The 24,896-nt window shown below is 36.6% G+C and carries 26 protein-coding genes, 1 pseudogene and 1 other annotated feature; of the genes and pseudogenes, 12 read left to right on the forward strand and 15 right to left on the reverse strand.

What is annotated here, in order from left to right:
- Positions 1-68: 68 nt before the first annotated feature.
- The 3 genes from ACUXVC_RS23760 to ACUXVC_RS23770 all read right to left on the reverse strand — a co-directional run bounded on the left by ACUXVC_RS23760 (position 69) and on the right by ACUXVC_RS23770 (position 1,021).
- On the reverse strand, positions 69-392 hold the full coding sequence (locus tag ACUXVC_RS23760; protein WP_001110852.1) for a hypothetical protein: 324 nt from the start codon (positions 390-392) through the stop codon (positions 69-71).
- 20 nt (positions 393-412) lie between these two features.
- Positions 413-637: a spore germination protein gene (locus ACUXVC_RS23765; RefSeq protein ID WP_000512463.1), complete on the reverse strand. Its 225-nt coding sequence runs from the start codon at positions 635-637 to the stop codon at positions 413-415.
- A gap of 78 nt (positions 638-715) precedes the next feature.
- Positions 716-1,021: a rhodanese-like domain-containing protein gene (locus ACUXVC_RS23770; RefSeq protein WP_000141254.1), complete on the reverse strand. Its 306-nt coding sequence runs from the start codon at positions 1,019-1,021 to the stop codon at positions 716-718.
- A gap of 197 nt (positions 1,022-1,218) precedes the next feature.
- On the opposite strand from ACUXVC_RS23770, the gene ACUXVC_RS23775 reads away from it, so the two are divergent.
- Positions 1,219-1,401, forward strand: a complete 183-nt coding sequence (locus ACUXVC_RS23775; RefSeq protein WP_000171889.1) for a hypothetical protein — start codon at positions 1,219-1,221, stop codon at positions 1,399-1,401.
- A 49-nt stretch (positions 1,402-1,450) separates the two neighbouring features.
- On the opposite strand, the gene ACUXVC_RS23780 is transcribed toward ACUXVC_RS23775, so the two are convergent.
- Complete coding sequence (locus tag ACUXVC_RS23780; RefSeq protein WP_098125927.1) at positions 1,451-2,575, reverse strand: alpha/beta fold hydrolase; 1,125 nt, start codon at positions 2,573-2,575, stop codon at positions 1,451-1,453.
- Between the two features lie 152 nt (positions 2,576-2,727).
- Between ACUXVC_RS23780 and ACUXVC_RS23785 the strand changes: the two genes are divergently transcribed.
- The 5 genes from ACUXVC_RS23785 to ACUXVC_RS23805 all read left to right on the forward strand — a co-directional run bounded on the left by ACUXVC_RS23785 (position 2,728) and on the right by ACUXVC_RS23805 (position 7,840).
- Positions 2,728-4,875: a spore germination protein gene (locus ACUXVC_RS23785; protein ID WP_144465135.1), complete on the forward strand. Its 2,148-nt coding sequence runs from the start codon at positions 2,728-2,730 to the stop codon at positions 4,873-4,875.
- 17 nt (positions 4,876-4,892) lie between these two features.
- A complete protein-coding gene (locus tag ACUXVC_RS23790; protein ID WP_098127457.1) occupies positions 4,893-5,987 on the forward strand; it encodes a spore germination protein in 1,095 nt (364 codons plus the stop codon).
- Entirely contained in the window at positions 5,963-7,042 is a 1,080-nt protein-coding gene (gerHC, locus tag ACUXVC_RS23795; protein WP_016080007.1) for a spore germination protein GerHC, read from the forward strand. Before ACUXVC_RS23790 ends, gerHC begins: the two co-directional genes overlap by 25 nt.
- 92 nt (positions 7,043-7,134) lie before the next feature.
- Positions 7,135-7,320 (forward strand): hypothetical protein, encoded by a 186-nt coding sequence (locus ACUXVC_RS23800; protein WP_000038781.1) that lies wholly within the window; start codon positions 7,135-7,137, stop codon positions 7,318-7,320.
- Between the two features lie 97 nt (positions 7,321-7,417).
- Positions 7,418-7,840: an HAD family hydrolase gene (locus tag ACUXVC_RS23805; RefSeq protein WP_098127456.1), complete on the forward strand. Its 423-nt coding sequence runs from the start codon at positions 7,418-7,420 to the stop codon at positions 7,838-7,840.
- A 44-nt stretch (positions 7,841-7,884) separates the two neighbouring features.
- Here ACUXVC_RS23805 and ACUXVC_RS23810 read toward each other — a convergent pair whose 3' ends face one another.
- Complete coding sequence (locus ACUXVC_RS23810; RefSeq protein ID WP_446025851.1) at positions 7,885-8,931, reverse strand: hypothetical protein; 1,047 nt, start codon at positions 8,929-8,931, stop codon at positions 7,885-7,887.
- A gap of 95 nt (positions 8,932-9,026) precedes the next feature.
- Here ACUXVC_RS23810 and ACUXVC_RS23815 point away from each other — a divergent pair.
- Positions 9,027-9,107: pseudogene (locus tag ACUXVC_RS23815) on the forward strand (GNAT family N-acetyltransferase); the annotation flags it as partial.
- A gap of 24 nt (positions 9,108-9,131) precedes the next feature.
- On the opposite strand, the gene leuS reads toward ACUXVC_RS23815, so the two are convergent.
- From leuS to ACUXVC_RS23865, 10 genes are all read right to left on the reverse strand, one after another.
- Positions 9,132-11,540, reverse strand: a complete 2,409-nt coding sequence (gene leuS / locus ACUXVC_RS23820) for a leucine--tRNA ligase (RefSeq protein WP_098975979.1) — start codon at positions 11,538-11,540, stop codon at positions 9,132-9,134.
- Positions 11,541-11,605: 65 nt separating this feature from the next.
- Positions 11,606-11,825: a binding site (T-box leader), on the reverse strand.
- 188 nt (positions 11,826-12,013) lie between these two features.
- Entirely contained in the window at positions 12,014-13,207 is a 1,194-nt protein-coding gene (locus ACUXVC_RS23825) for an MDR family MFS transporter (RefSeq protein WP_001137538.1), read from the reverse strand.
- A gap of 260 nt (positions 13,208-13,467) precedes the next feature.
- A complete protein-coding gene (locus ACUXVC_RS23830; RefSeq protein WP_000380176.1) occupies positions 13,468-14,691 on the reverse strand; it encodes a cation:proton antiporter in 1,224 nt (407 codons plus the stop codon).
- Positions 14,692-14,694: 3 nt separating this feature from the next.
- Positions 14,695-15,192, reverse strand: coding sequence for a cation:proton antiporter regulatory subunit (locus ACUXVC_RS23835; protein WP_001026053.1), 498 nt, complete (start codon positions 15,190-15,192; stop codon positions 14,695-14,697).
- Positions 15,193-15,226: 34 nt separating this feature from the next.
- On the reverse strand, positions 15,227-15,793 hold the full coding sequence (locus ACUXVC_RS23840) for a tyrosine-type recombinase/integrase (RefSeq protein ID WP_000454210.1): 567 nt from the start codon (positions 15,791-15,793) through the stop codon (positions 15,227-15,229).
- Between the two features lie 348 nt (positions 15,794-16,141).
- Entirely contained in the window at positions 16,142-17,992 is a 1,851-nt protein-coding gene (locus tag ACUXVC_RS23845) for an FtsX-like permease family protein (protein ID WP_144465137.1), read from the reverse strand.
- 18 nt (positions 17,993-18,010) lie between these two features.
- Positions 18,011-18,772, reverse strand: coding sequence for an ABC transporter ATP-binding protein (locus ACUXVC_RS23850; RefSeq protein ID WP_000165835.1), 762 nt, complete (start codon positions 18,770-18,772; stop codon positions 18,011-18,013).
- Between the two features lie 251 nt (positions 18,773-19,023).
- On the reverse strand, positions 19,024-20,046 hold the full coding sequence (locus tag ACUXVC_RS23855) for a DUF418 domain-containing protein (RefSeq protein WP_098127451.1): 1,023 nt from the start codon (positions 20,044-20,046) through the stop codon (positions 19,024-19,026).
- Positions 20,047-20,182: 136 nt separating this feature from the next.
- On the reverse strand, positions 20,183-20,332 hold the full coding sequence (locus tag ACUXVC_RS23860) for a hypothetical protein (RefSeq protein ID WP_001129340.1): 150 nt from the start codon (positions 20,330-20,332) through the stop codon (positions 20,183-20,185).
- A 15-nt stretch (positions 20,333-20,347) separates the two neighbouring features.
- The gene (locus ACUXVC_RS23865; protein WP_000840869.1) at positions 20,348-20,611 is read right to left on the reverse strand and encodes a YtzC family protein; all 264 of its coding nucleotides are present in this window, start codon (positions 20,609-20,611) and stop codon (positions 20,348-20,350) included.
- A 111-nt stretch (positions 20,612-20,722) separates the two neighbouring features.
- Here ACUXVC_RS23865 and ACUXVC_RS23870 point away from each other — a divergent pair, with 111 nt between their 5' ends.
- The 5 genes from ACUXVC_RS23870 (at position 20,723) to ACUXVC_RS23890 (ending at position 24,831) form a co-directional block, all read left to right on the forward strand.
- A complete protein-coding gene (locus ACUXVC_RS23870) occupies positions 20,723-21,682 on the forward strand; it encodes a TIGR01212 family radical SAM protein (RefSeq protein WP_000868033.1) in 960 nt (319 codons plus the stop codon).
- Positions 21,679-22,251: a class I SAM-dependent methyltransferase gene (locus tag ACUXVC_RS23875; RefSeq protein ID WP_446025852.1), complete on the forward strand. Its 573-nt coding sequence runs from the start codon at positions 21,679-21,681 to the stop codon at positions 22,249-22,251. Before ACUXVC_RS23870 ends, ACUXVC_RS23875 begins: the two co-directional genes overlap by 4 nt.
- A 360-nt stretch (positions 22,252-22,611) precedes the next feature.
- Complete coding sequence (locus ACUXVC_RS23880) at positions 22,612-23,445, forward strand: ABC transporter ATP-binding protein (protein WP_406653643.1); 834 nt, start codon at positions 22,612-22,614, stop codon at positions 23,443-23,445.
- An 18-nt stretch (positions 23,446-23,463) separates the two neighbouring features.
- Positions 23,464-24,144 (forward strand): ABC transporter permease, encoded by a 681-nt coding sequence (locus ACUXVC_RS23885; protein WP_000457765.1) that lies wholly within the window; start codon positions 23,464-23,466, stop codon positions 24,142-24,144.
- A gap of 24 nt (positions 24,145-24,168) precedes the next feature.
- Positions 24,169-24,831 carry an aspartate/glutamate racemase family protein gene (locus ACUXVC_RS23890; protein ID WP_446025853.1) on the forward strand — a complete coding sequence of 221 codons (663 nt, stop codon included), beginning with the start codon at positions 24,169-24,171 and terminating at the stop codon, positions 24,829-24,831.
- Positions 24,832-24,896: the final 65 nt, after the last annotated feature.

Raw genomic sequence — 24,896 nt, forward strand, 5'->3', positions numbered from 1 at the left:
TAATCTATTTACAAAAATAATCTCCAAGACTATTTTTATTTCAAATAAATAAAAACTCCCTTAATTCCTTAAGGGAGTCCTGCAATTGAATCCATATTATCTGTATTAGGGACAGCTTGCGCTATACCCGATGCATTTACACTTTGCCCCATATTTGTTCCTGTTACAGTACCAGCAGGAGTGCCTCTTGTATATGTTGTCGTCACCGAATCACCCGGCTGTAAACAAAGCTTCGTCTCCGTCCCTATTACTGTAACAACATCAATCCAAGTGCACCCCATTGAACCACTATATGATTTCGAAGCAGTAAATGAAGTATCACTCAAATTATCACCTGTAAATATATTCCCAGTATTATTAACAATAACAAATTCTTTTATATGCGCAGGCATAATTACACTCTACCTTTCCTTTATGAACCTAACGTACGTGTACTTGTTGCCAAAGGCGGAAGAAATACCGATGTTCTAATCACCGCTTCTGGCTGCCTTTTTCCATTTAAAAAAATAGCCGCACTCGATCCTCCAGCACCTGCATATACTTTCGCCACAGCTAAAGGCGAGATATCATAACAGTCACCGACATTAACAGCGCCTGTATTATTAATAATTTTCACTTTACGCAAATTAATTCCCATTTCCCCCTCCTCCTTTTTTATACTGTATGCAAAAGAAAAAAACTTGAAACAGACTCGCTTCAAGTTTTTAACTATTAACTATTTCGTTTCACCTTCATATTGAAGCATACCGCCAACCATGTTCACTGTTTTAAACCCTTGCTCATTTAAATAATGACATACATTTTCACTGCGCATTCCCGAACGACAAATAAAGATATATTCATTCTCTTTATTAAAGAAATCTACTTTATGTGGGATATCGCCCATTTTAATATGTACAGCTTCTGGAATCTTTCCTGCCGCTACTTCTTCATCTTCTCTTACGTCTACTAGAAATAACGTTTCTCCATTTTCTAAACGCTCTTGTACCTCTTCTGTAGTAATTGTATTAACTTCTGTCATATGTAGTTCCTCCTTATATACAATAAAACCTTTAGTTTCTTTTTCACAAACATTCTCTACCAATTTTAGCACGCAAAAGAAAGAACGCAAAGAATCGAAAAACTATTTCTCAATTTTCTCTAAAAATTTATTCTTTACAAACATAACTAGCACATTGTATCCTCAATATACTTGTTTTATGAAAGGAGTCGATTAAAATGACGCTTTTTCTTTTCATTATGGGCATTGTGTTCTTACTCGCTGCAATTATTGCTCTTAGTATGAAAAATAATAGAAAAATAAACTCCCCACAAGAAATGTCATTCTTATTTCTATTGCTCAGCATAGCGTTTTTCGGTATAGCAATCGCTACATATATTTTCCGTCTACAAATTATGTAAAAAAAGGTGCCTACTACAAACATTGCACCTTTTCCCCATCATTTGTCTTTTACACAAAACTAGATACTTTCCGATTCAAAAATTCATAAACCTTTTTTTCAAATAAATGAATATCAAATGCTCCTGCCATATGCCCATTTATACTTTCAATCTCATACACTTCCGCATATTTTCCTTGTTTTTGCAAAATATCTACCATTTTATAATTATAACGAGACGGCTGAAGCAAATCTTGTTTACACGGAATCATAAGTACATTCGCTTCTATGTTAGAAAGAGATTCTTCTAGTGAAGAAAACCCATGTGCAATATCATGCAATAAAACTGCCTTCGCAGTATACATCCATGAATTTGCATCTACTAACTTTATACTTCTATATGTCGCTGTATTTATCTCTTTTTCAAATGATGTTAATGTAGAAAACTTTTCATAAGGTTCTATCTCGATACTATTACGAGGAAATGCCATTTCATAAAAATGCTCATCAAACGCATTCATAAACATCATTCTACTCGCTAAATGAAGCCCCTTTATAGGCTGCTCTTCTCCATATTTTCCATCTTTCCAACTTGGATCCAGTTGAATTGCCTCAATCGCATTTTTTGCTACGTTTACAGACGTAATAATTGGATTTTGTGGGTTCGTAATAACGCCAATCATCCGCTCTACCATATGTGGATAGTGAACCGCCCATTGTTGTGCAATCATTCCCCCCGCCGACGGTCCGATTACAGCGTGTAACCTTGAAATTCCCATACCTTTTATTAACTCATATTGCATACGAGCTACATCAAGAAATGTAAAAACCGGAAAATCCATAGCATATTCTTCTCCAGTTTCTAGATTAATCGATTTCGGTCCTGTTGTAATCACATATGGATTCCTCGCCTGCACATTACAAAGGTTATCCGTACATATAACAAAATACTTATTTGTATCAATTGCTTTCCCAGGTCCAATGAGCCCATCCCACCAACCAGACTCCTCATCATGCACTGTATATTTTCCTGCCGCATGACTTGTTGCACTAAAATAATGACAAACCAAAATCACATTTGACCTTTCTCTATTTAACGTACCATATGTCTCGTATCCCATTTGAACAGGAATTTCTCTGCCATTTTCAAACGCAAACTCTTTTAAAACAAATTTCTCTTTTTTTACAATTTGCACAGACTCTCCCTCTCCCCGTTATAGTATGAACTGCTTACTAAAGACTTTTTTCTGTGCAAACTAATCTCCTTCTTCTTTTCATAAATAAATGAATAATATACAAAATTAGCCACAAAATAGCACTATATTACAAGATTAAAGAGGGCGTACATATGATTTGGAATTGGTTACGTAAGAAAAAAAAATCAAATACACCAGAAGCAAACGAAACAGATAACTGGGAGCAGCATTCTAACAATCAAGAGGGTGATAACGAAGAACAGACTAGAAGTATGAAACATAATAAGGGTAAAAATAACGAGCAAAAAGATTCCTCTCAGGATAAGCAACAAAGTGCTAAACAAGAGGATTCTTCTCAGAATAAACAACAAAGCTCTAAACAAAAGGATTCCTCTCAGGATAAGCAACAAAGTGCTAAACAAGAGGATTCTTCTCAGAATAAACAACAAAGCTCTAAACAAAAGGATTCCTCTCAAGGTAAGCAACAAAGTGCTAAACAAGAGGATTCTTCTCAGAATAAACAACAAAGCTCTAAACAAAAGGATTCCTCTCAGGATAAGCAACAAAGTGCTAAACAAGAGGATTCTTCTCAGAATAAACAACAAAGCTCTAAACAAAAGGATTCCTCTCAAGGTAAGCAACAAAGTGCTAAACAAGAGGATTCCTCTCAGGATAAGCAACAAAGTGCTAAACAAGAGGACTCCTCTCAGGATAAGCAACAAAGCGCTAAGCAAGGTGATTCTTCTCAAGATAAAAAACAAAATACTAAGCAAGATGAACCTTCTCAAAGTAAGCAACAAAGCTCTGGAGGTAATAGTATTTATGACTTTACAAAACCAGAAAAAGACCGTATTCATTCCCTACAAGATTTAATAGAGAAACTTAAAAAGTCTAGTGATTTTATTAATTACCATACATCTGACGATGAAACGATGCCTTATTGGATTTCTTACTATCGCCCTTCACTTGATGGAGAGAAATTACAGAAATATTTAATGCCTACTCTTTTAGAGAAACCTTGTGCTTCTCTAGAACAACTAAAAGAACATATTCCGATGAGCGGCATTACAATTACGAACGATTTACAAAAAATTGAGGATATGGTTTTAAAGGGGCATGCGATCATTCAATTAAATCAGCAAGATCAAAAATGTATGCTTGCAAACATTGCAATTGATAATTATCGTGCGCCAACCCCTCCTTTAAACGAATCAACTGTTATTGGTCCGCAAGAAGGTTTCGTAGAGGATATTGATACAAACATTAATTTAGTTCGAAAACGTCTTCCTGTTTTGGATTTACAAACAAAAGAAATGATTATCGGCGAGTTTTCCAAAACAAAAGTTGTCATGATGTATTTAGACAACCTCGCTGAAAAAGATAATGTAGATTTTCTAGAAGAATCATTACGCGCTCTTGAGTATGATCAAATTAATGATAGTGCTTATATACAAGAATTGATGGGTGAAAAATCAATCTTCCCTCTCTATATCAATACAGAACGCACTGATAGAGTTACAAAAGCACTAATTGATGGAAAAATCGCTATTTTCGTTGATGGTTCTCCAAGTGTTTTACTAACACCTGTATCCTATTTCGATTTTTTCATTTCACCAGAAGACTATAACGTCTCCTGGATGTACGCTACATTTTCAAGGATTTTAAGATTAATTGCCGTTCTATTTTCAATTTGCGCTACACCGTTATACGTTGCAGTTTTAAATTATCATTATGAACTTATTCCAAGTGATTTACTTGAAACTTTGATTTTATCAAGGGCACAAGTACCATTCCCACCTTTAATTGAAGCGCTCTTTTTAGAACTTGCAATTGATTTATTAAGAGAAGCCGGCGCAAGGTTACCAATGAAAGTTGGTCAAACGCTCGGTATTGTAGGCGGTATCGTAATCGGGCAAGCATCTGTACAAGCTGGTTTAACGAGCAATATTTTATTAATTATCGTTGCCTTATCAGCACTTGCTTCCTTTATTACACCTATTTATAAAATGGGTAACGCTGTTCGATTACTACGCTTTCCTTTTCTTATGTTTGCAGAAATAGGCGGATTGTTCGGGATTTCTCTTGGATTTATCTTCTTATTTACTCATCTATTCAGGCTTACTTCTTTACGCAAGCCGTACGCTTTGTTTTACCCAACAAGACAACAATCTGTTAAAGATTCTTGGATTCGTTTTCCTTTAACAATGATTGATACAAGAGATGTACAAGCAAGGCCACAACATGTAAAAAAAGCAGCGAAAGGAATTTCAACAAAACATAGATCAGACTTTGATGATTAAGAAATGAGGTGCATTCGATGAGTAAAGTTCAAGAAAAATATCAAATATCTCCTGTCTTTGTTTTCTTCTTAATTCACGGTGCACAGTTCGGTGCTGGAGTTCTCGGATTCGCTCGAATTATCGCAAAAGCCGCTGGATACGACGGCTGGATGGGAGTTATAATCACAGGAATTTTCATCCATATTATCATATGGATGATGTATGTCTTATTAAAAGAAACAAATGGGAATTTAGTTGATTTACATCGGCAAACATTTGGAAAATGGCTAGGAAATGGCATTAGCATCATCTTTATGGCTTATTTTTTAATCGTTAGTATTTCAGTCATCCGAACATATGTTGAAATTATTCAAGTATGGATGTTTCCTACCGCTTCCACCTTTATGTTAACAATCTTTTTATGCTTAGTTAGCTATTACATTATCTCTTCTGGATTTCGTGTCATTACCGGTATTTGCGTCATCTCTGTTGGTGGTACATTAGGATATTTATTTCTAAGCTTATTCGTTTTGAAATATTCACATTGGGATAATTTACTACCTATATTCACACATTCTTTTTCAGACATTTTAAAATCCGCTCAACTGTCAATCTACAGTATGACCGGTTTTGAGATTTACCTCATGGTGTATCCATTTGTGAAAAAGCCTATGCAATCTCATAAATACGCTCAGCTTGGAGCACTATTTTCAAATCTTCTATATCTATTTAGTACCCTTTTAGCCTTTGCATTTTTTAGTGAGAAGCAATTGTTAAAAACAATATGGGCACAACTTTCTATGACCCAAGTCATTCAATTACCATTTATAGAAAGACTCGAATATATTGCAATTTCAGGCTATGCACTCGTTATTATTTCAAGTTTTATCCTCCCTTTATGGGCGTCAATGAGAGGAACTCATGAAATATTCCGTGTAAAACAAAGGGGTGTTTTAATTGCTTTTATCTTTATCACTCTCATTGTTTCGCAACTTTTAACAAACAGACACGATATTAATAACTTTATTAGTAATGTATCAAAAGTTAGTTTTTGGCTCATTTACGTATACATTCCAATCCTATTTATTATTGTGTGGGTGAAAAGAAAATGGAAAAAATCAAAAGTAAATTAATACTTATTTCTTGTATAGCACTCTTCAGTTTAACTGGATGTTTACAAAAAAATATTATCGATGATGTACAGCTTATTCAAGGAACCGTTTTTGATGTAGCAAAAGATAATAAAGTAAAAGTGACATTCGTTTGTCCCATTCAGAAAAAAGGAAATAAAGTTCAAGTTTTTGAAGGCAGCGCAAATGCAGTAAAACAAGTAAAAGCAGACACATCTTTAGAGTCTTCTCAACCATTTGCTAGCGGACAAATGCGTGTCGCTCTATATACGATAAGACTTGCCAAAACAGGAATGTCTACTTCATTCGATACATTACTTCGAGATGTGAATATAGGGAACGCTTTATATGTTGGTTTATTAGAGGGGAATGGTACTGAACTTTTAAAAGGGAAATATACGACTTCATACAACGTTGCAATTTATATAAAAAAGTTGTTAGAACATAATATGGAGACTGGTCCTTTACCAACGGATAATCTACATGTAGGAGCATTCCGTTATTATCAAGAAGGGCAAGACTACTATATTCCAATTCTAAAGAAACATGGTGATAAAATAAAAATTAACGGAATTGGTCTTTTTAAAAAGGATAAGTATATCGGTAAAATCGCGGAAAAAGATATGTTCATATTTAAAGGACTATTAGAGAAACATAAATTAGATTCACACGAATTTAAAACAGATTCTGCGTATGTAATGATTAATAATATTCGTTCTGTTCCAACTTACGATATAAAAATTAAAAACGGGAAGCCTTCCTTTTTCATTCACGTTCATCTTGATGCACGTATTCAAGAACTATCGAAACAAATTAACTTAGAAAATAACAAGAACACAAAAAAGATTGAAAAAAATGTCCAAAAACAATTGGATGTACAAGCTACCAAGTTAATCAAGCAGTTTAAATCTTTAAACGTCGATCCTCTCGGGCTAGGTGCAAAGTATAAGCAACATTATCGCCCATTCAAATTAGAAGAATGGAGACAAATGTATAAAGATGTTCCGGTTCATATAAAATACACCGTGAATATTACAAATTCTGGTGTAATTGAATGAGAAATGATTGAACTCCTCTCTCCAGCATGATACAACGGAGAGAGGAGTTTTTTATTATTAAATAGAGAGAGAAGATATTTATGGGGGAGCTTATGTCTAAAAAATTAGTAAAGCCTATTTTAAATGGTATTTTATTTCTCGGCGTCTTTTTATTTGCTCATACATACTTAAAAAATGTTTCCTTCACACGTTACTTGCTTGTCGTTATACCAATGTTACTGGTCGGTATTTTTGGCATCGATCTTATTTCATCCCTTTTAATAAAAAAAGAAGAATAACGAGCGAACATCTTATTTCGATAAGATGTTCTTTTCATTCCATAATCACCTTATGTTACAATAAACTTCGGCATAACGTAAGAAAGGATGAAACAACATGACAAACGAAAAAGGTTTAGATAAAGGGTACGAACTTGTTGCGAAAATGCACGAAGTATTCGGACATCCTGTGACACATACTCCAACCAAATTAGCTGAAGAGCGCGCAAAAATTCGTGCGAGTTTTATGCAAGAAGAGCTAGAAGAATTTCTAGAAGCAACAACTGTTGAAGATCAATACGATGCACTGATTGACCTTATTTACTTTGCATTCGGAACGTTTACAGAAATGGGCGTACGTCCAGATAAAGGATTCGAAATTGTAAATAATGCAAACATGGCAAAATTATTCCCTGATGGAAAACCTCGATTCCGTGAAGGTGATGGCAAAATTCTAAAACCAGAAGGCTGGCAAGCACCAGAGCCGCAACTTCGTGCTGAAATTGAACGTCAGCGTCAAGAAGCTGAAAAAAACTGCTAGGATTTCCTAGCAGTTTTTTATTATGTCTTTTTCTCTGCAACTCATTAATGACCCACGTGCCCCGCGTGTCCTGCTGCCCCACTAATACTAGCTGCTCCTCCTGTTCCCATTCCACCTGTCCAAGGAGAAGATTGTTGCTGTTGTTGATATTGCTGATATTGTTGGTGCTGTTGGTGCTGTTGACCGTGGTGACCTTGGTGGCCATGTTGACCTTGATGACCTTGATGACCTTGATGACCTTGATGACCTTGATGACCTTGATGACCTTGATGACCGTGTTGACCTTGATGATGGTGTTGGCCTTGATGACCATGTTGGCCTTGATGATGGTGTTGGCCTTGATGACCGTGTTGGCCTTGATGATGATGGTGTCCATGATGACCATGTTGACCTTGATGATGGTGATGCCCTTGGTGCGTTTGATAAAGAACAGCCTGTGGATGTATATGCTGGTGTCCGTGGTGATGTACTTGTTGTTGATGACCATGTTGGCCTTGGTGATGATGGTGTCCATGATGACCGTGTTGGCCTTGGTGATGATGGTGTACATGATGGCCGTGTTGACCTTGATGGTGGTGGTGTCCATGTTGGCCGTGTTGACCTTGATGGTGGTGATGTCCATGATGACCGTGTTGGCCTTGGTGGTGATGGTGTACATGGTGACCGTGTTGGCCTTGATGATGGTGATGTACATGGTGACCGTGAATACCTTGCGGATAACCACCTACTCCGCCTGCTACAACACCTACTCCTGGTACCGGAAATCCTGTCTGCACTCCTCCAACAAAAGAAGGAAATGTAGTTGGTACTCCTACTGGAATTCCTGTCTGTACGCCAGCTACTGATGTCGGAAATCCGCCTGTTACTGTAGGCATTCCAGCCCCTGATGTCGAAAAACCTCCCATTAATGTAGGCATTCCAGTTTGCATGCCAGCTACCGATGTTGGAAATCCTCCTGCTGCTCCACCCATCCAGCTCGGAATTCCACCGTACCCTTGTTGGCCAGCCCCTCCCATTAACATCATTTGTGTATAACTGTCCGATTCGCCCCCGAAGAAGCCATGTGGTGCATTATTGTCCATCCCTTTCATTCCTTTCACCTCTTCTACTCAATTTAGCCTACCTTTTTTATCATATTTCCTATAGAAAAATAGGTGTTTGTCTGTATTGGAATTCCGCTCTTTTATTTGTACGTAGTGGAATAATTGAAAATTTAGATGAAGGTGACCCTGAGATTATTTTCTACACAAAAAAGCTCAGAGCATAAACGCTCTGAGCTTTTTTAAATGATTTAATTTGCAACAACGTTAACAAGTTTTCCAGGAACAACAATTACTTTACGAACTGTTTTCCCTTCAATTTGGTCTTGAATTGCTTCAAGTGCGAGTTTTTCCATCTCGTCTTTTGATGCATCTTTACTCATTGTTAGTTTCGCGCGAACTTTACCCATAACTTGAACAACGATTTCAACTTCATCTTCTACAAGTTTAGCCTCATCAAATGTTGGCCAGCTTGCATATGTGATTGTTTCATTGTATCCAAGTTTGCTCCATAGTTCTTCCCCGATGTGAGGTGCAACTGGTGCAATCATTTTTACGAAACCTTCTACATATTCTTTCGGAAGTGTTTCAGCTTTGTATGCATCATTGATGAATACCATCATTTGAGAAATCGCTGTATTGAAGCGAAGCTCTGCATAGTCTTCTGTTACTTTCTTCACTGTTTGGTGGTAAGCTTTTTCAAGTTCTTTATTTGGTGCATCAGTAATTTTCTCACTTAATTCACCGCTATCTTGAATGAATAGACGCCATACGCGGTCTAGGAAACGACGAGCTCCGTCAAGACCATTTTCAGACCAAGCGATTGAAGCATCTAATGGTCCCATGAACATTTCGTATAGACGAAGTGTATCTGCACCGTGGCTTGCTACGATATCATCAGGGTTTACAACGTTACCTTTTGATTTACTCATTTTCTCGTTGTTTTCACCTAGAATCATACCTTGGTTGAATAATTGTTGGAACGGCTCTTTTGTTGGAACTACACCGATATCGTATAATACTTTATGCCAGAAACGAGCATATAGTAAGTGAAGTACAGCGTGCTCTGCCCCGCCAATATAAATATCAACTGGAAGCCATTGTTTTACTTTTTCAGGATCTACAAGTGCTTCGCTATTGTTTGGATCGATGTAACGTAGGTAGTACCAGCAGCTACCAGCCCATTGCGGCATTGTGTTCGTTTCACGACGACCTTTTTTACCAGTCTCAGGATCAACAACATTTACCCACTCGTCAATGTTAGCAAGTGGTGATTCACCTGTACCTGAAGGACGGATGTTTTCTGTTTTCGGAAGAACTAATGGTAATTCCTCTTCTTTCACAGCTGTCATTGTACCATCTTCCCAGTGAATTACTGGAATTGGTTCACCCCAGTAACGTTGACGGCTGAATAACCAGTCACGTAGACGGTACGTTACTTTTTGATTTCCTGCGCTCGTTGCTTCAAGCCATTCAATCATTTTTGCGATTGCTTCTTCTTTATTTAATCCATCAAGGAATGCTGAGTTTACGTGTGCACCATCACCTGTGTACACTTCTTTCGTAATATCTCCGCCTTTTACAACTTCCTTCATTGGAAGATTAAATACTGATGCGAATTCATAGTCACGCTCATCGTGAGCTGGAACTGCCATTACAGCACCTGTTCCGTAAGTTGCAAGAACATAGTCAGCGATCCAGATTGGTAATTTCTCACCGTTTACTGGGTTAACTGCGTAAGCACCAGTGAATACACCAGTTTTCTCTTTCGCAAGTTCTGTACGCTCTAGGTCACTCTTCATTTTTACAGCGTTAATGTAAGCTTCTACCGCTTCTTTTTGTTCTGCTGTTGTAATTTCTGCAACAAGTGCATGTTCCGGAGCAAGTACACAATATGTTGCACCAAATAGTGTATCAGGGCGCGTTGTGAACACCGTAAACTTCTCGTCTGTACCGTCGATGTTGAAGTGTACTTCTGCACCTTCAGAACGACCGATCCAGTTACGTTGCATATCTTTTAAGCTTTCAGGCCAATCAAGCTCATCTAGATCTTCTAATAGACGATCTCCGTAAGCTGTAATTTTTAACATCCACTGTCTCATCGGACGACGCTCAACTGGATGTCCACCACGCTCACTCTTACCGTCAATGATTTCTTCGTTTGCAAGTACTGTACCAAGTGCTGGGCACCAGTTTACAGGTACTTCATCAACGTAAGCTAAACCTTTTTCAAATAATTTCAGGAAGATCCATTGTGTCCACTTATAGTAGTTTGGATCTGTTGTATTTACTTCACGGTCCCAATCGTAAGAGAAACCTAATGATTTAATTTGATTACGGAATGTATTAATATTATGCTCTGTAAATTCTGCTGGGCTGTTTCCAGTATCAAGTGCATATTGCTCTGCTGGAAGACCAAATGCATCCCATCCCATTGGATGAAGAACGTTATACCCTTGCATACGCTTCATACGAGATAAAATATCTGTCGCTGTATAACCTTCTGGATGTCCTACGTGTAAGCCTGCACCTGATGGATATGGGAACATATCTAGTGCATAAAATTTTGGTTTTTCTGTCTCATCTGGCGTACGGAATGTTTTATTCTCTTCCCAGTACCCTTGCCACTTCTTCTCAATTTCTTGATGATTAAAGCTCATGAGATACCCTCCTTGAAATTCTGTTTATTTTCACCGCCCAAAATACAAAAAACCTCTCATCCCTAGAAAGGGACGAGAGGTTATAGATTCCCGCGGTACCACCCTAAATTAATGTAAAAATATACATTCGCTTAGATCCGTAACGTGGATTAACGGCAATTGCTACTATTAGTTTCACAACTGCAACTCAAAGGCGAGTTCATAACGAAACGTGGATTGACTTGCACCGACCGTCAACTCTCTAAACCAGCTTCTATTACTACTACTCCTTCTCACTGTTATTACACATATAAGTTAAGTGAACTATCCTTCACCTAGTATCTCTTAAGGGCTTACTTAAAGCGAGGACTTCTCGGTTAATCGTTACTCTTAATAACTAACGAATTCATCTTAAGACAGCCGAGCTATCTCCCTTGTTCTAAAGGTTGTTTTATTTAAATATATTCTAAAACATGTGAACATGTTCCGTCAAACTAAACTGCAATTTTTTCTTCAACTGTTTCTTCTACTTTTACTCGTTTATCATAAATACTCGTTGCTATAAGCGCTACTACAAGCATTACCATGATTGCTATAAACAATACTTCCATATTGTATAAATCCACAATTGCTCCGCCAACGACCGGCCCGAACATTTTCCCTACAGTCGCCGCACTATTTACGACCCCTTGATAAAACCCTAATTTATCTTTTGGTGCAAGTATATTTGCAATCGTTGGAACCGCAGGCCATACAAATAACTCACCAATTGTTAATGTTACCATCGCAACGAGGAACATCGTAAATTGCTGCGCTTGACTTAACACAATGAATGACGCCGCAAAAATGAAGATTCCAATCATAATTTGCTGTTTTAAAGAACGCTTCATCCAACGAATTAGCATACTAACAAGTGGCTGCGCACAAACAATCATCGCTCCGTTTATCGTCCATAATAAACTATAGTGACGAAGGCTAATATTCAATTCTTGCATATGTGTTGCAATCGCTCCTTGCCACTGTACGTATGTAACCCAGCATAAAGCATATGCTACACACACGATAAGAAGTGCTTTAAATCCAGGTGTAAGTGACCACCCTTTTTTCGTTTCGACTTCTTTTTGCACTCCTGGCTCTTTCTTGTCTTCCATACCACGGAATCCGATAAAAGCAATTAAGAAGAAAACAAAGTATAAAATAAAGTTCGCTAAGAAAATATAATCAAAACGATATGAAGCAACTAAACCACCGCACGCTGTTCCAATCGCAATACCAACGTTTTGTCCAACATACATCGCATTAAACGCTCGTCTTCCGCCCTCTGGCCAAACCGTACCAACCATCGCGTACATCGATGGGAAGACCATCCCAGAACCGAAGCCGATTAACGCTAGCCACACAACATATAACGGCCAACCGTGGAAGAATACAAGACCTAAAATCGATACAAGTGTAATGACAATCCCTACTAAAATTGATTTATAACCGCCCCATTTATCAAATAAAACACCGCCGAGCAAGTTTCCGATTACACCAGTAAGCGAGTTGATCATTAATACCATTCCGGCCACAGATAAAGATTTGCCTAGGTGATCATGCAAATAAATTGTATTAAAAGGCCATAAAAAAGAAGCACCCGTGACATTAATAATCATCCCAGCTACTAATAGCCATACTTTCCTTGGCATAGTTTCCCCTCCTATTCTATTTTTTTCGTTCATATATATAACAGTAAAATTGTAGTCGTTTTTAAATAGGAAGGCAACTGATTAATAGTTGATGAAATTCAGATAATGGTTCGACGGTAAATGAAATTATATTTATCCCTGCTTGAAAATATATCAGCGATTATTAAAATATATCAACTTACCGACAAAAAACGACAACAGTAACAATATATAAAAGGGTAGACTGCATGAAAATTTCATGCAGTCTACCCTTATTTATACTATCCAACTTCTTTTTCTCGCTTCGCACTTTCTTTAGCGCTCCATTTAAATATTTTATCTAATAAGGAATATATTCTCCCAGATTCTTTCGTTAACAAAGGTCCTAACGATGCTAATATTAAAACATACAAAGCTGAGAATGGTTTAATCGTTGCCATTAAGCCGCCCGCAATTCCAATATTCGCGACGATAATGGAAAATTCTCCGCGTGATACAAGTGTTAAACCGATATTCGTAGAAGCCTTATGCGATAACCCAGCTTTACGCCCCGCTACCATTCCAGCAGTAAAATTACCGATAAGAGTAATGAAAACTGCTCCTAATGCCAACCACACTGCTCCCCCAAGCGAAAATGGGTCTATACTTAAACCGAAGCTGAAAAAGAATATAGCTCCAAAGAAATCACGAAATGGAACAACGAGCTGTTCAATTCGATCACTATGCTCTGTTTCAGAAAAGACGAGCCCCAATAATAATGCTCCAATTGCCTCCGCGACATGAATCGTTTCTGAAAATCCTGCTACAAAGAATAAAATAGCGAATATTACGATAATGAAAATTTCATTGGACGAAATATCTAACATTTTATTTAAGAATCGTGTAGCTTTTCTAGCAACTACAAAGAATAGTAGCATATACCCTACTGCGATTAAAATAGATGTAAGAGCACCTACAAATGACGTTGCCCCTCCGAGTACTAATCCTGAAACGACTGATAAATATACTGCTAAAAAGATATCATCAAACATAATGATTCCTAAAATTAGCTCCGTCTCTTTATTACCAGATCTTCTTAAATCAACAATTACTTTCGCAACAATTGCACTCGATGAAATTGTTATGATCCCAGCAATAATTAATGTTTCTAATAAGGGGAAACCCATTATATATCCGTAAAGTAAACCTAATATAAAATTAAGCGATATATGAACAGTTCCCCCAAAAGCAATTGATTTTCCTGATTTAATTAATTTTTTAATTGAGAATTCTAAGCCTAAATAGAATAAGAGGAATATAACGCCAACACGGCCGAGGAAGGAAATAACTTCTCCGCTTTCAATAAATCTTAAATCGATAAGCCCTAAATCTGGCGCATGTGGCCCCACTAGCATACCGAGTATAATGAGAAACGGAATAATCGAGAACTTTAACTTTGCAGCGAGAATAGCTGCAAAAGCGACTAATACTAACGCAGTCCCAACTTCAAAGATTAAAGTATCCATCGATTATGAATCCCCTCCTACTGAAAGCAACTCATTAATAATTCTTTTTACTTCATGTCTTTCGCCTGATAATACAAGCATATCGCCAGCTTCAATGATAGAATCTGGACCTGGATTAAAGAACTTCTTCATATTCTTTTTCAAAATGGCAATGATCGTTACATTATATGTGTTTCGGACATGTAAACTACCAATTGTTTTTTGTACGACTGGTGCATTATTTTCCACCTTAAACCACTCAATTGATAATCCTTCAAAGGCCATTTCAATCGTATCTAAAGCTTGTGGCCTATATACCATTCCGCCCAATATAGCTGCAATTTGTCTCGCTTCGGAATCACGAAGAGAGACGCTTGAAATACTCTCCTCATGATCAGCATCAAAATGGTACATTTCTCTTCGGCCATCATCATGAATAACGATAACCATCTTTTCATTACCTTTTGTAATCACTTCAAACTTACATCCAATACCCGGCAGTTCACTCTCTCTAATATTCATATTTTCCGCCTCCTAATTTTTTTAGTTACGGCTTTTATAAATCGACATCAATCTCCGTTTTAAAGGTCTCATCCTTTGAGATGCCTAAATACTTTAGCGTCTCTGATGGAGTCGCGTGATGGAAATGTTTTTGCAATAACGCAATCGCTATCCCTCTTTTGTACGCATGAAATCCAAACGTTTTTCGCATTGAATTTGTTCCGATCTTACCAACAACTCCAACTGCTTCTGCAGCATTATGAATTACACGATACGCTTGTTGGCGCGTAATTGAATTTGGCGTTTTATTAGATTGAAATACGTAATTTTCTCTTTTAACGCCAATAGATTGTACGTAATCTAAAAGCGCTTCTTTTACTTTTGTATTTAAATAAATATCTTGTTTAAATTTTTCATCTTTCACAGGAAGAGTATAAAACTCTTTAACAGTCCCGTCTTCATTTAATACATCTTCAAATTTCATACTAAGTAGTTCTGTAATTTTTAATCCTGTGTTAATTCCAATAACAAATAAAAGATAATCTCGCTGGGAGTGCTCTTTTAAATATTTTTTCATAGCTTCAATTTGGCTTATATCTTTTAATGCCTCTACAACTTCCATACATGTATTCTCCTCATCTTATGAACGGTAATTTTCTCATCATGTTGTCCATTTTACCTTATCATGCTATGAGATTTCCATGTATTATCCATTATTTTCACAATATACTTTTGTGATTCAAGCAATTCTCAATTTGGAAATTTACGATTGTACAAATACGTTGTGGTTTGAAAAGAAATAGGGGATAAAAGTTCAGCTTCTTTCTATAGATTGGATTCCTCCTTTCCTTATCCAGCTGCTTCTACTTTTATGTTACGTTACTTATTTACATTATATTATATATTTCAGTAACATTAAAGTGTTTTTTCTGAAAATAATAAAAACCGAGCAATTTCGCTCGGTTTTTTATTAATCTTCTTTCGGAAGAACAATTCCTTTATACAATTGAACGGTAATGAAGTAATAAATTGCATAAATAATTACGAAGATAACAATCGGTACCCAAATACGGAAGTACGGATCAAGTAAAATAAATCCGAAAATATTCATACCAACTAATACGTGAGCAATACCTACAATTGCTGGGAATAAGAATACTAAGAATAACTCTTTATAAATTGATTTTGTTAATAATTCACGGCGTACCCCGATTTTACGAAGCATTTGATAACGCGTAATATCTTTTGAGGCACCAGAAAGAATTTTGAACATTAAACAACTTGCCATCATTGCTAAGAAAGCAATTCCAAGGAAGAAGCCCATAAACACTGTTCCGCTCGCAAGACCGTAGAACATGTCATATACTTGATATTTACTACTCATTTGCTCAGCTTTTATATTTTTATATTTAGCTAGCTGCAACTCGTCAAGTTTTTTCCATTCTTTTGTGTGTGCTACGAAATCGCCTGTTTTTCCAGTAAATACGATTCCTTCTTTACCATTTACAGTATCGTACATTTTTTGATCTACAATTTTAATGGCACGATCTTGGTATATATAATATGGTTGGATTGTTCTAAATGCCTCATCCCATTCTTCAGGCATTGCTTTTTCATTTTGAGTTTGTTCTGAGCTCACTCCTGCTACTGTACCTACTGGAGCCTCTCCTGAAATTTCTTTATATTTACCGAAATTCTCTTTACCTACACCATTTCGAATAAATGGCTTATGTTTCTCTAAATCTTCTTTTACATAATAAATATATTTGTCGTCTACTTTATAACGATACTCAGCTTTACTTTTAAATGATATGCCCTCTAAAATTTTCTTCTCTTCAGCTGTAGGATTATGAATAACTGAATCATAAATTTCAAATCCATCAACCGTTTTTATAACGTTATTTTTAAACGCCATACCACCTGAAATTGCACCAGCTCCAAGAGCAACTAACATCGCTACTGTTGCAAGTACTTTCGTTAAGCTATTAATACGGAAATTTAATTGTGCAAATGTAAAAGCATTAAGTCCTTTTTCACTACGCTTTTTATTACTTTTTAACTTTTTAATAATGACTGGAAGAAGTGATCCAAATAGCATGTAAGTACCAGCTGTTGTTGTAATTAATGCAATAAGGATTCCCATCTCTCTTAATTTTTCCATATAAATCATTGATGCATAGCCAATTCCTAATAAAATAACCGCTAGGAATGCAACTAAACCTGTCATTTTTCCTTTTACTGCAACACGTTCTGTTTGTGCATCTGCATGTACAAGTTGCAATACAGAAATACGTGATAACTTAATACTGTTCATAATTGCTGATAGTACAAATAATGCAAAGAAGAAAATACAAGTAACAGTCATTGATGGCAGGTAAAATGCTTTATAGCCTTCACCAGCAAATTCTAATTGTTTCATTAATAATTGACCGATACCTTCTGCAAGTCCTACACCAACTGTAATACCGATCGCAAGAGACGCGGCGCCTAATACAATTGTCTCAATAAACATAAGTAATGTAACTTTATGCTTTTTTGCTCCTAACATCATATACATACCAAACTCTTTTTGACGAAGAGATAGTAAGAAAGAGTTCGCATATAAAATATAGAAGAACGTTATGATTGCTAATAAAAATGAACCTGCTTGGAATACAAATCCGATTGATTTAATCACTGAATTAGATTCAAGAAATGATTCATTTAGTGCTAACGTTTGAAACATATAAAAAATTGAAATCGACATGACAAGACCGACAAGTAAGACGATATAATCTTTTAGCTTACTCTTTAGCCCTGACATGGAAAGTTTGAATAACATGCTCTAGAACCTCCTTTCTTACGCTTTTTGTGTGCCTAAGTCCGCAAGCACATCTAAAATTTCTTTATAAAACTCTTCACGTGTACCGTCGCGGTGAATTTCTTTATATAGTTCACCATCTTGAATGAATAAAATACGCTGACAGTAACTTGCACTGTACGGATCATGTGTAACCATCATAATAGATACGCCTTGATCTTTATTTAAGTTTGTCATCGCATCAAGTAAACTCGTTGCATTTTTAGAATCAAGCGCTCCTGTTGGCTCGTCCCCTAAAATAATTGCAGGCTCATGTACTAAAGCACGCGCTGCTGCTGAACGTTGTTTCTGTCCACCAGATACTTCAGATGGATACTTTTGAAGAATTTCTGTAATCCCTAACATATCCGCTACTTTCTCTACTTTCGGTCCAATATTACGTGACGCGACACCTTGAAGAGATAATGGAAGTGCGATGTTTTCATAAATAGATAAGTTCTCTAATAGGTTAAAGTCTTGGAAAATGAATCCTAATTTTTGTGAACGGAAATCAGAAAGTTCACCTTGCTTCATTTTCGTAATATCCGTACCCGCAATTTCAACAACGCCGCCCGTTGCTTTATCAAGTGTTGAAATTACGTTTAATAATGTCGTTTTACCAGAACCAGATGGTCCCATAATCCCTACAAACTCACCCTCTTGAATTGAGAATGAAACACCTTTTAACGCATGTGATTGGTTCTCACCTTTTTTACCGTACACTTTTTGGACGTTTTTCACGTCTACAACTGGTTTCGTCATATATATCCTCCTACGCTTGTTTTTCCATTACCTATTTTGCGCTTTTTAGAGGCGAACTGCTATTTGTTAACATTACATTTACCTTACACTTTTGTAATATAAAAAAGATAAGTGTGTAATGTTCGTTGATAAATGAAATTTTATTAGCGATTTCTCAAATATATCGGCGATTCGCGAACGAATATCGACTTACCGAAAAAGATGACAATAAAAATGGGCTGTTCCACAAAAGGGACAGCCCACTTCTCTCTTTATTTCTTTAAAGGTGTTACCGTCCAATACGTAACAACTCGCCAAATCCATTCTAATGGACCCATTTTAAAGATTTTCATCCAAATCACACTAAACACAATTTGAATTGCATAAATTGCAATACATACATATAACGTCTGCATGTAAGTTAAGTTTTCTGCAAAGTTAAATACACTTCCTGCGATTAAAATCATTGCAGTTTGTCCAATATAATTCGTTAAAGCCATTCGGCCATAATATTTCAGTGGTGCTAACAATGTTTGAACTAGTTTTAATTGAAGTAATAAAATTAATGCTCCAACATAGAAAGCTGAAATAATCGGTCCAACTGTAACACCAATTTTTAAAAATTGGCTTGCAGCATTCATTGTTCCATCCTCATTCTCAAGTATCATATTTATAAATGGTTCAGCAGGAACGTGCCCATATTGATACCATACAGCTATGACACTTAAAACAAACATAATACCTGTAAAAATAGCGACTTTCTTTATATTTTGCGCGAGATTTTCAAATACACGATATTGTCCTGCAGCAAGCCCTAATAAAATTAAGCCAAGTGGTAATAGTTCTTTAACTCCCATTACACTGAAGGCAATTGTCAAAATAAGTCCTAGTACTAGGTTCACTTCTTTTTTCGCTTTATAAAACGGTAAAACGATTAACCCGCAAATTGCGTATAACGCTAGTGCTTCTCCAGGCTGAAACATTTGATGAATTAAACCAAAAATAAATAATGCAACTAAGCGACGTAAAAATAAAACATAGCCATTTTTCCCTTTCGCAATCGCTCTTGAAATAAAGATATAAAATCCTACTCCAAATAAGAATGAGAAGATTGAGAAGAAACGACCTTCTACAAATAAGTATAGAAACCTTTGATAGCTCGCATCCACTGTATTAGGATCTGGGATTTTAATATGAAGTAGTGCGAGAATATTTACTAAAATAATCCCTAGTAGTGCAAAGCCACGAATGTAATCTAACTCATCAATTCGCTTGTTTGTAATATTGTTCCCCATAAAGCAACTCCTTGTATAAAACTTAATCCTTTCTTACTCTACTGGAGAAAGCTGCTCACAACTATCGACAAACCTTACAGGAATCTTACATTATTGTCATATAGCAAAATAAAACCAGGTCATATTGCGACCTGGTCTACTCTGATTGTTTCGATTTTTGAGGTTGTCCTTTTTTACTATTACGCTGTTTTACTTGAACAATCGGATCAAGTTCATTCGAAAACTCAGCGTTATGTCCATTTTGCGTTTTTTGTTCTGGGTTATTTTGATCTGAACGTTTCGCCATTACATTCACTCCTTATTAGTGCGGTGTAATAATCATTTGATGTTGCAATTGGCGAATTGCCATACGTGCTCTATTTAATTGCTCACGTTGCTCATCATTCGCATGTTGTTGCATCGTTTGTAAATCGTTATATGCTTGTTCTAATTGCAACTGCGCATCCGAATACTCCATCGTATTATAATGCTCTTGTCTCATACCTTGATCTAATTGTTCTTTCGCATATTCCACCGCTTGTTCCGCTTGTGTAATATACGATTCAAGTGATTGACGCTCTGCCATAATTGTCCCTCCTTGCTTCAATTCCCCTTTAGTGTGTCCCTTCCTTATGAACCTTATGAGTATGTTATAATGGATTTTGTGTTATTTTGACTCGGCTTAGGAGGGAAAGTAATGAAGGTTCAAAACCCTTTTCCATATACAAACGACAATAAACGTTATCATACATGGAATTATCATTTACGAAATGAATTTGGTGAAAAAATCTTTAAAGTTTCATTAGATGCTGGCTTCGATTGCCCGAACCGTGACGGTACAGTTGCTTATGGCGGTTGTACATTTTGCAGTGCTGCTGGATCTGGTGACTTCGCTGGCGATCGCCGCGATGATGTTATAACGCAATATCATGAAATGAAAGAAAAAATGCGCTCAAAGTGGAAAGACGGAAAATGTATCGCTTATTTCCAGGCGTACACAAATACACATGCACCACTTGAAGTGTTAAAAGAAAAATTCGAACCGCTTCTAGCAGAAAAAGACGTTGTCGGTCTTTCTATTGCGACTCGTCCAGATTGTTTACCGGACGATGTTGTTGAATATTTAGCGGACTTAAATAAACGCACTTACCTTTGGGTTGAACTCGGACTACAGACTGTTCATGAACGTACTGCAAATCTTATTAATCGCGCTCACGATTATCCGTCTTATGTGGAAGGTGTAAATAAATTACGTAAGCACGGCATTCGAGTTTGTTCTCATATTATTAACGGCCTTCCACTTGAAGATTACGACATGATGATGGAAACAGCTCGTGAAGTAGCGAAGCTTGACGTACAAGGAATTAAAATCCACTTACTTCACTTATTAAAAGGAACGCCAATGGTGAAGCAATATGAAAAAGGACAACTCGAGTTCCTTTCTCTTGAGGATTACGTAAGTCTCGTTGTTGACCAACTTGAAATTATTCCAGAAGACGTAATTGTGCACCGCATCACAGGTGACGGTCCACCTGATTTAATGATTGGCCCAATGTGGAGCTTAAATAAATGGGAAGTATTAAATTCCATCGATGCAGAATTTGTACGCCGCGGAAGCTGGCAAGGAAAATATGCAAATGAGGAGAAACAAAAATGAAATTAGAACGTGTATTACCGTTTGCTCGCACTCTCTTGCAAACAGCAGTAAAAGAAGGCGATTACGCTGTAGATGCAACTTTAGGAAACGGCCATGACACTTGCTTCCTAGCTGAAATCGTTGGAGATAACGGAAAAGTATTTGGATTTGATATTCAAAAAGAGGCAATTGAAAGCTCAACAACTCGTCTAAAAGAAAAAGAACTTTTCGAACGTACTGTTTTAGTTCACGATAGTCACGATACACTTCTATCCGTATTACCAGAAGATGCAAAAGGAAAAGTAACAGGCGCAATTTTCAACTTAGGTTACCTTCCAGGCGGAGACAAGCATATCGTTACAAAACCGAACTCAACAATCTCAGCGATCGAACAATTATTAGAAGTAATGGCACCTGAAGGTATCATCGTCCTTGTTATTTACCACGGACACCCAGAAGGACAAGTAGAACGCGACGCTGTACTTACATTTGCCGAAGAACTAGACCAAAAACAAGCACACGTACTGCGATACGGCTTCATTAACCAGCAAAATAACCCGCCATTTATTGTGGCGATTGAGAAGCAATAAAGTGAAACTTTAATCAGTGGGGGCATCCCCACTGATTATTAGTTGAACCAATCGGGCATTTATGGGCAGTTTATCTCCCACCTAACCTCTTTGCTCCAGGCGAATTTTAAGGTGGGAGTTTTACTGCCCGTTAATGCGGGGTAATATATCAACGATTTTTCAATTATATCTATCGTAACTCAGGATATATCAACGATTTTTTCGATATATCTATCATAACTTACAATATATCAACGATTTCTCGGATATATCGATTGTTCGACAAAACATAACAAAAAAAGACGTGCACTCATTGCACGTCTTTTTTTATTCTCCTATATAATAGATATATACACTATTTAAAGAAAGAAGGATAGAACTTTGCTAGTAGAACTACGGGGAATTCAAAAGAAGTACGGCAAATCACTTATACTAGACAACATTGATTTATCCATTTCAGAAGGAGAAGCACTCGCCATTGTTGGCGGAAACGGGACTGGAAAAAGTACTCTACTCAAAATAATTGCAGGCTTTATTTCACCTACGGCAGGGGCACTTCAAAGAAAAGAACATATACAAATTGGCTATGTACCTGAACATTTTCCTGAAGGGATTCGTTTTACATTAGAGGATTATTTATATCATCTCGGCCACATTCACGGTTTATCAACAAAATATGTAAAAGATAAAATTCCGATGCTCCTTGAATCTTTTCACCTACATCATGCAAGACATTCCGTTGTACGAAACTTTTCAAAAGGTATGAAACAAAAAACCGGTATTATGCAAGCATTACTTACAGACGTCCATTTATTAATTTTAGACGAACCGCTTTCTGGGCTCGATCCTAACTCCCAGCAAGAATTAGAACATATTTTACTCTCATTAAAACAACACGGCATATCCATACTCTTCACATGTCATGAAAAACAACTATTAGAAAACTTCGCCGATAGAATTGTGACGTTAGCAAATCATACAATCACAGAAGATATTTTTGTACAAAAAGGAGCAGAACAAGTCTATATTGAAGCAATCGTTCACGAAACATTTTCAGCAATAGAACTAAAAAAGCAATCCGGTTTTATACACGTTGCACACAATGCAAATCAAAACCTTATTCAATTACAAATCGAAAAAGAATATACAAACGAAATGCTTCAGTTTTTATTACATAAAAAAGCATCTATCACACTGCTACAACCTAACTTTTAAATCGAAAGAAGGTTTATTATGTTCGCGCTTATTCGTTACCATTTTCTCGACTATACAAAATCGTATAAGTACGTCCCTCCTATTGCGATGTACTTTGTGAGCTTACTTTTTGTATATACATATAAACCGACTCCTATTGTACCGACATATTTAGAAACAGCACTTGCGCTTTATTTATTATCTGCCTGGATTACAATCACAATTTTTCATACGGAAGACCCTATACAAGAGCAAATTACTATTTCTCACACAAATAATATTTCCGCACTATATGTTGGTAAATATATTACAGCTCTTCTCATTTGTACTGTGTTATCTTTTATATCCGTAATCTATCCCATTATTTTGCAAATGTTTAATGAAAAAATAACAGTTTCTTTATTTCTAGTCGGATTTCTCGCTCACATGTCTTTCTCTATACTAGGAATTTCAATCGCAACATTATTTACTAGAAATATAATTCAAAAAGCAGGCACTGCTTGGCTTAGCCTTACATTCATATTGCTTATAACGATTGCTTCTATCCAATTTAAAAAAGAGTTACTATGGTTTTTACCACCTGTCGAAAGCTTTCTCATGCTTGGACAATACAACTATAATATACTGACTCACACACTATGGCTCACAGCTTGGGCTATCGTATATTCATTTTTATTATTTACCTTATTTCTTTTTATCGTTCGCAAAAAACGTTTTTAATTACATATTAAAGGAGACGAAATAATGATCGGAATACTAGCAGGAATGGGACCAAAATCAACTGGGCCATTCGTCGATACAGTTGTAGCAAAGTGCCAAACAATATACGGAGCAAAGCATGATATGGACTTTCCTCATATGATGATTTACTCGTGCCCAACACCTTTTTACATGGATCGCCCTATTAATCACGAAGCGATGAAAAAAGCGATTATTGAAGGAGCACAAAAACTTGAAAGTACTGGCGTAAGCTTTATCGCTATGCCGTGCAATACGGCGCATCTTTATTTTGAAGAATTACAGCGTTCGCTTTCTATCCCGATTTTAAATATAGTCGATGAAACGTTACAAGCAATTCCTGAAAATACAAAAAGAGTCGCTCTTCTCGCAACAGAAGCAACTGTTCAAGCCGGTATTTATCAAGACGGGATTGCAAAACGGAATATAGAATACATTCATCATGAAAGGTGGCAGGAAATGATTAATCAAATCATTACTTATATTAAATCTGGGGAGGTTGAAGAAGCTCGCGAATTATGGAATGCGCTCGTTTTACAGTTGGAAGATGAAGTAGATACTGCAATTATCGCATGTACCGATTTGAATGTAGTGGCAAATGAGGATTTTGTTGATTCCTCTCAATGTCTTGCTGAAGCGGTTGTTGAAATGTATTTATCAAATAAGTAGAAACATTTATAAACGTTGAAAACCCTAAAAACTTTTAACTTTCTTCACAATTCTTTCAAAGTAAT

It is taken from the genome of Bacillus sp. N6, from assembly GCF_052805735.1.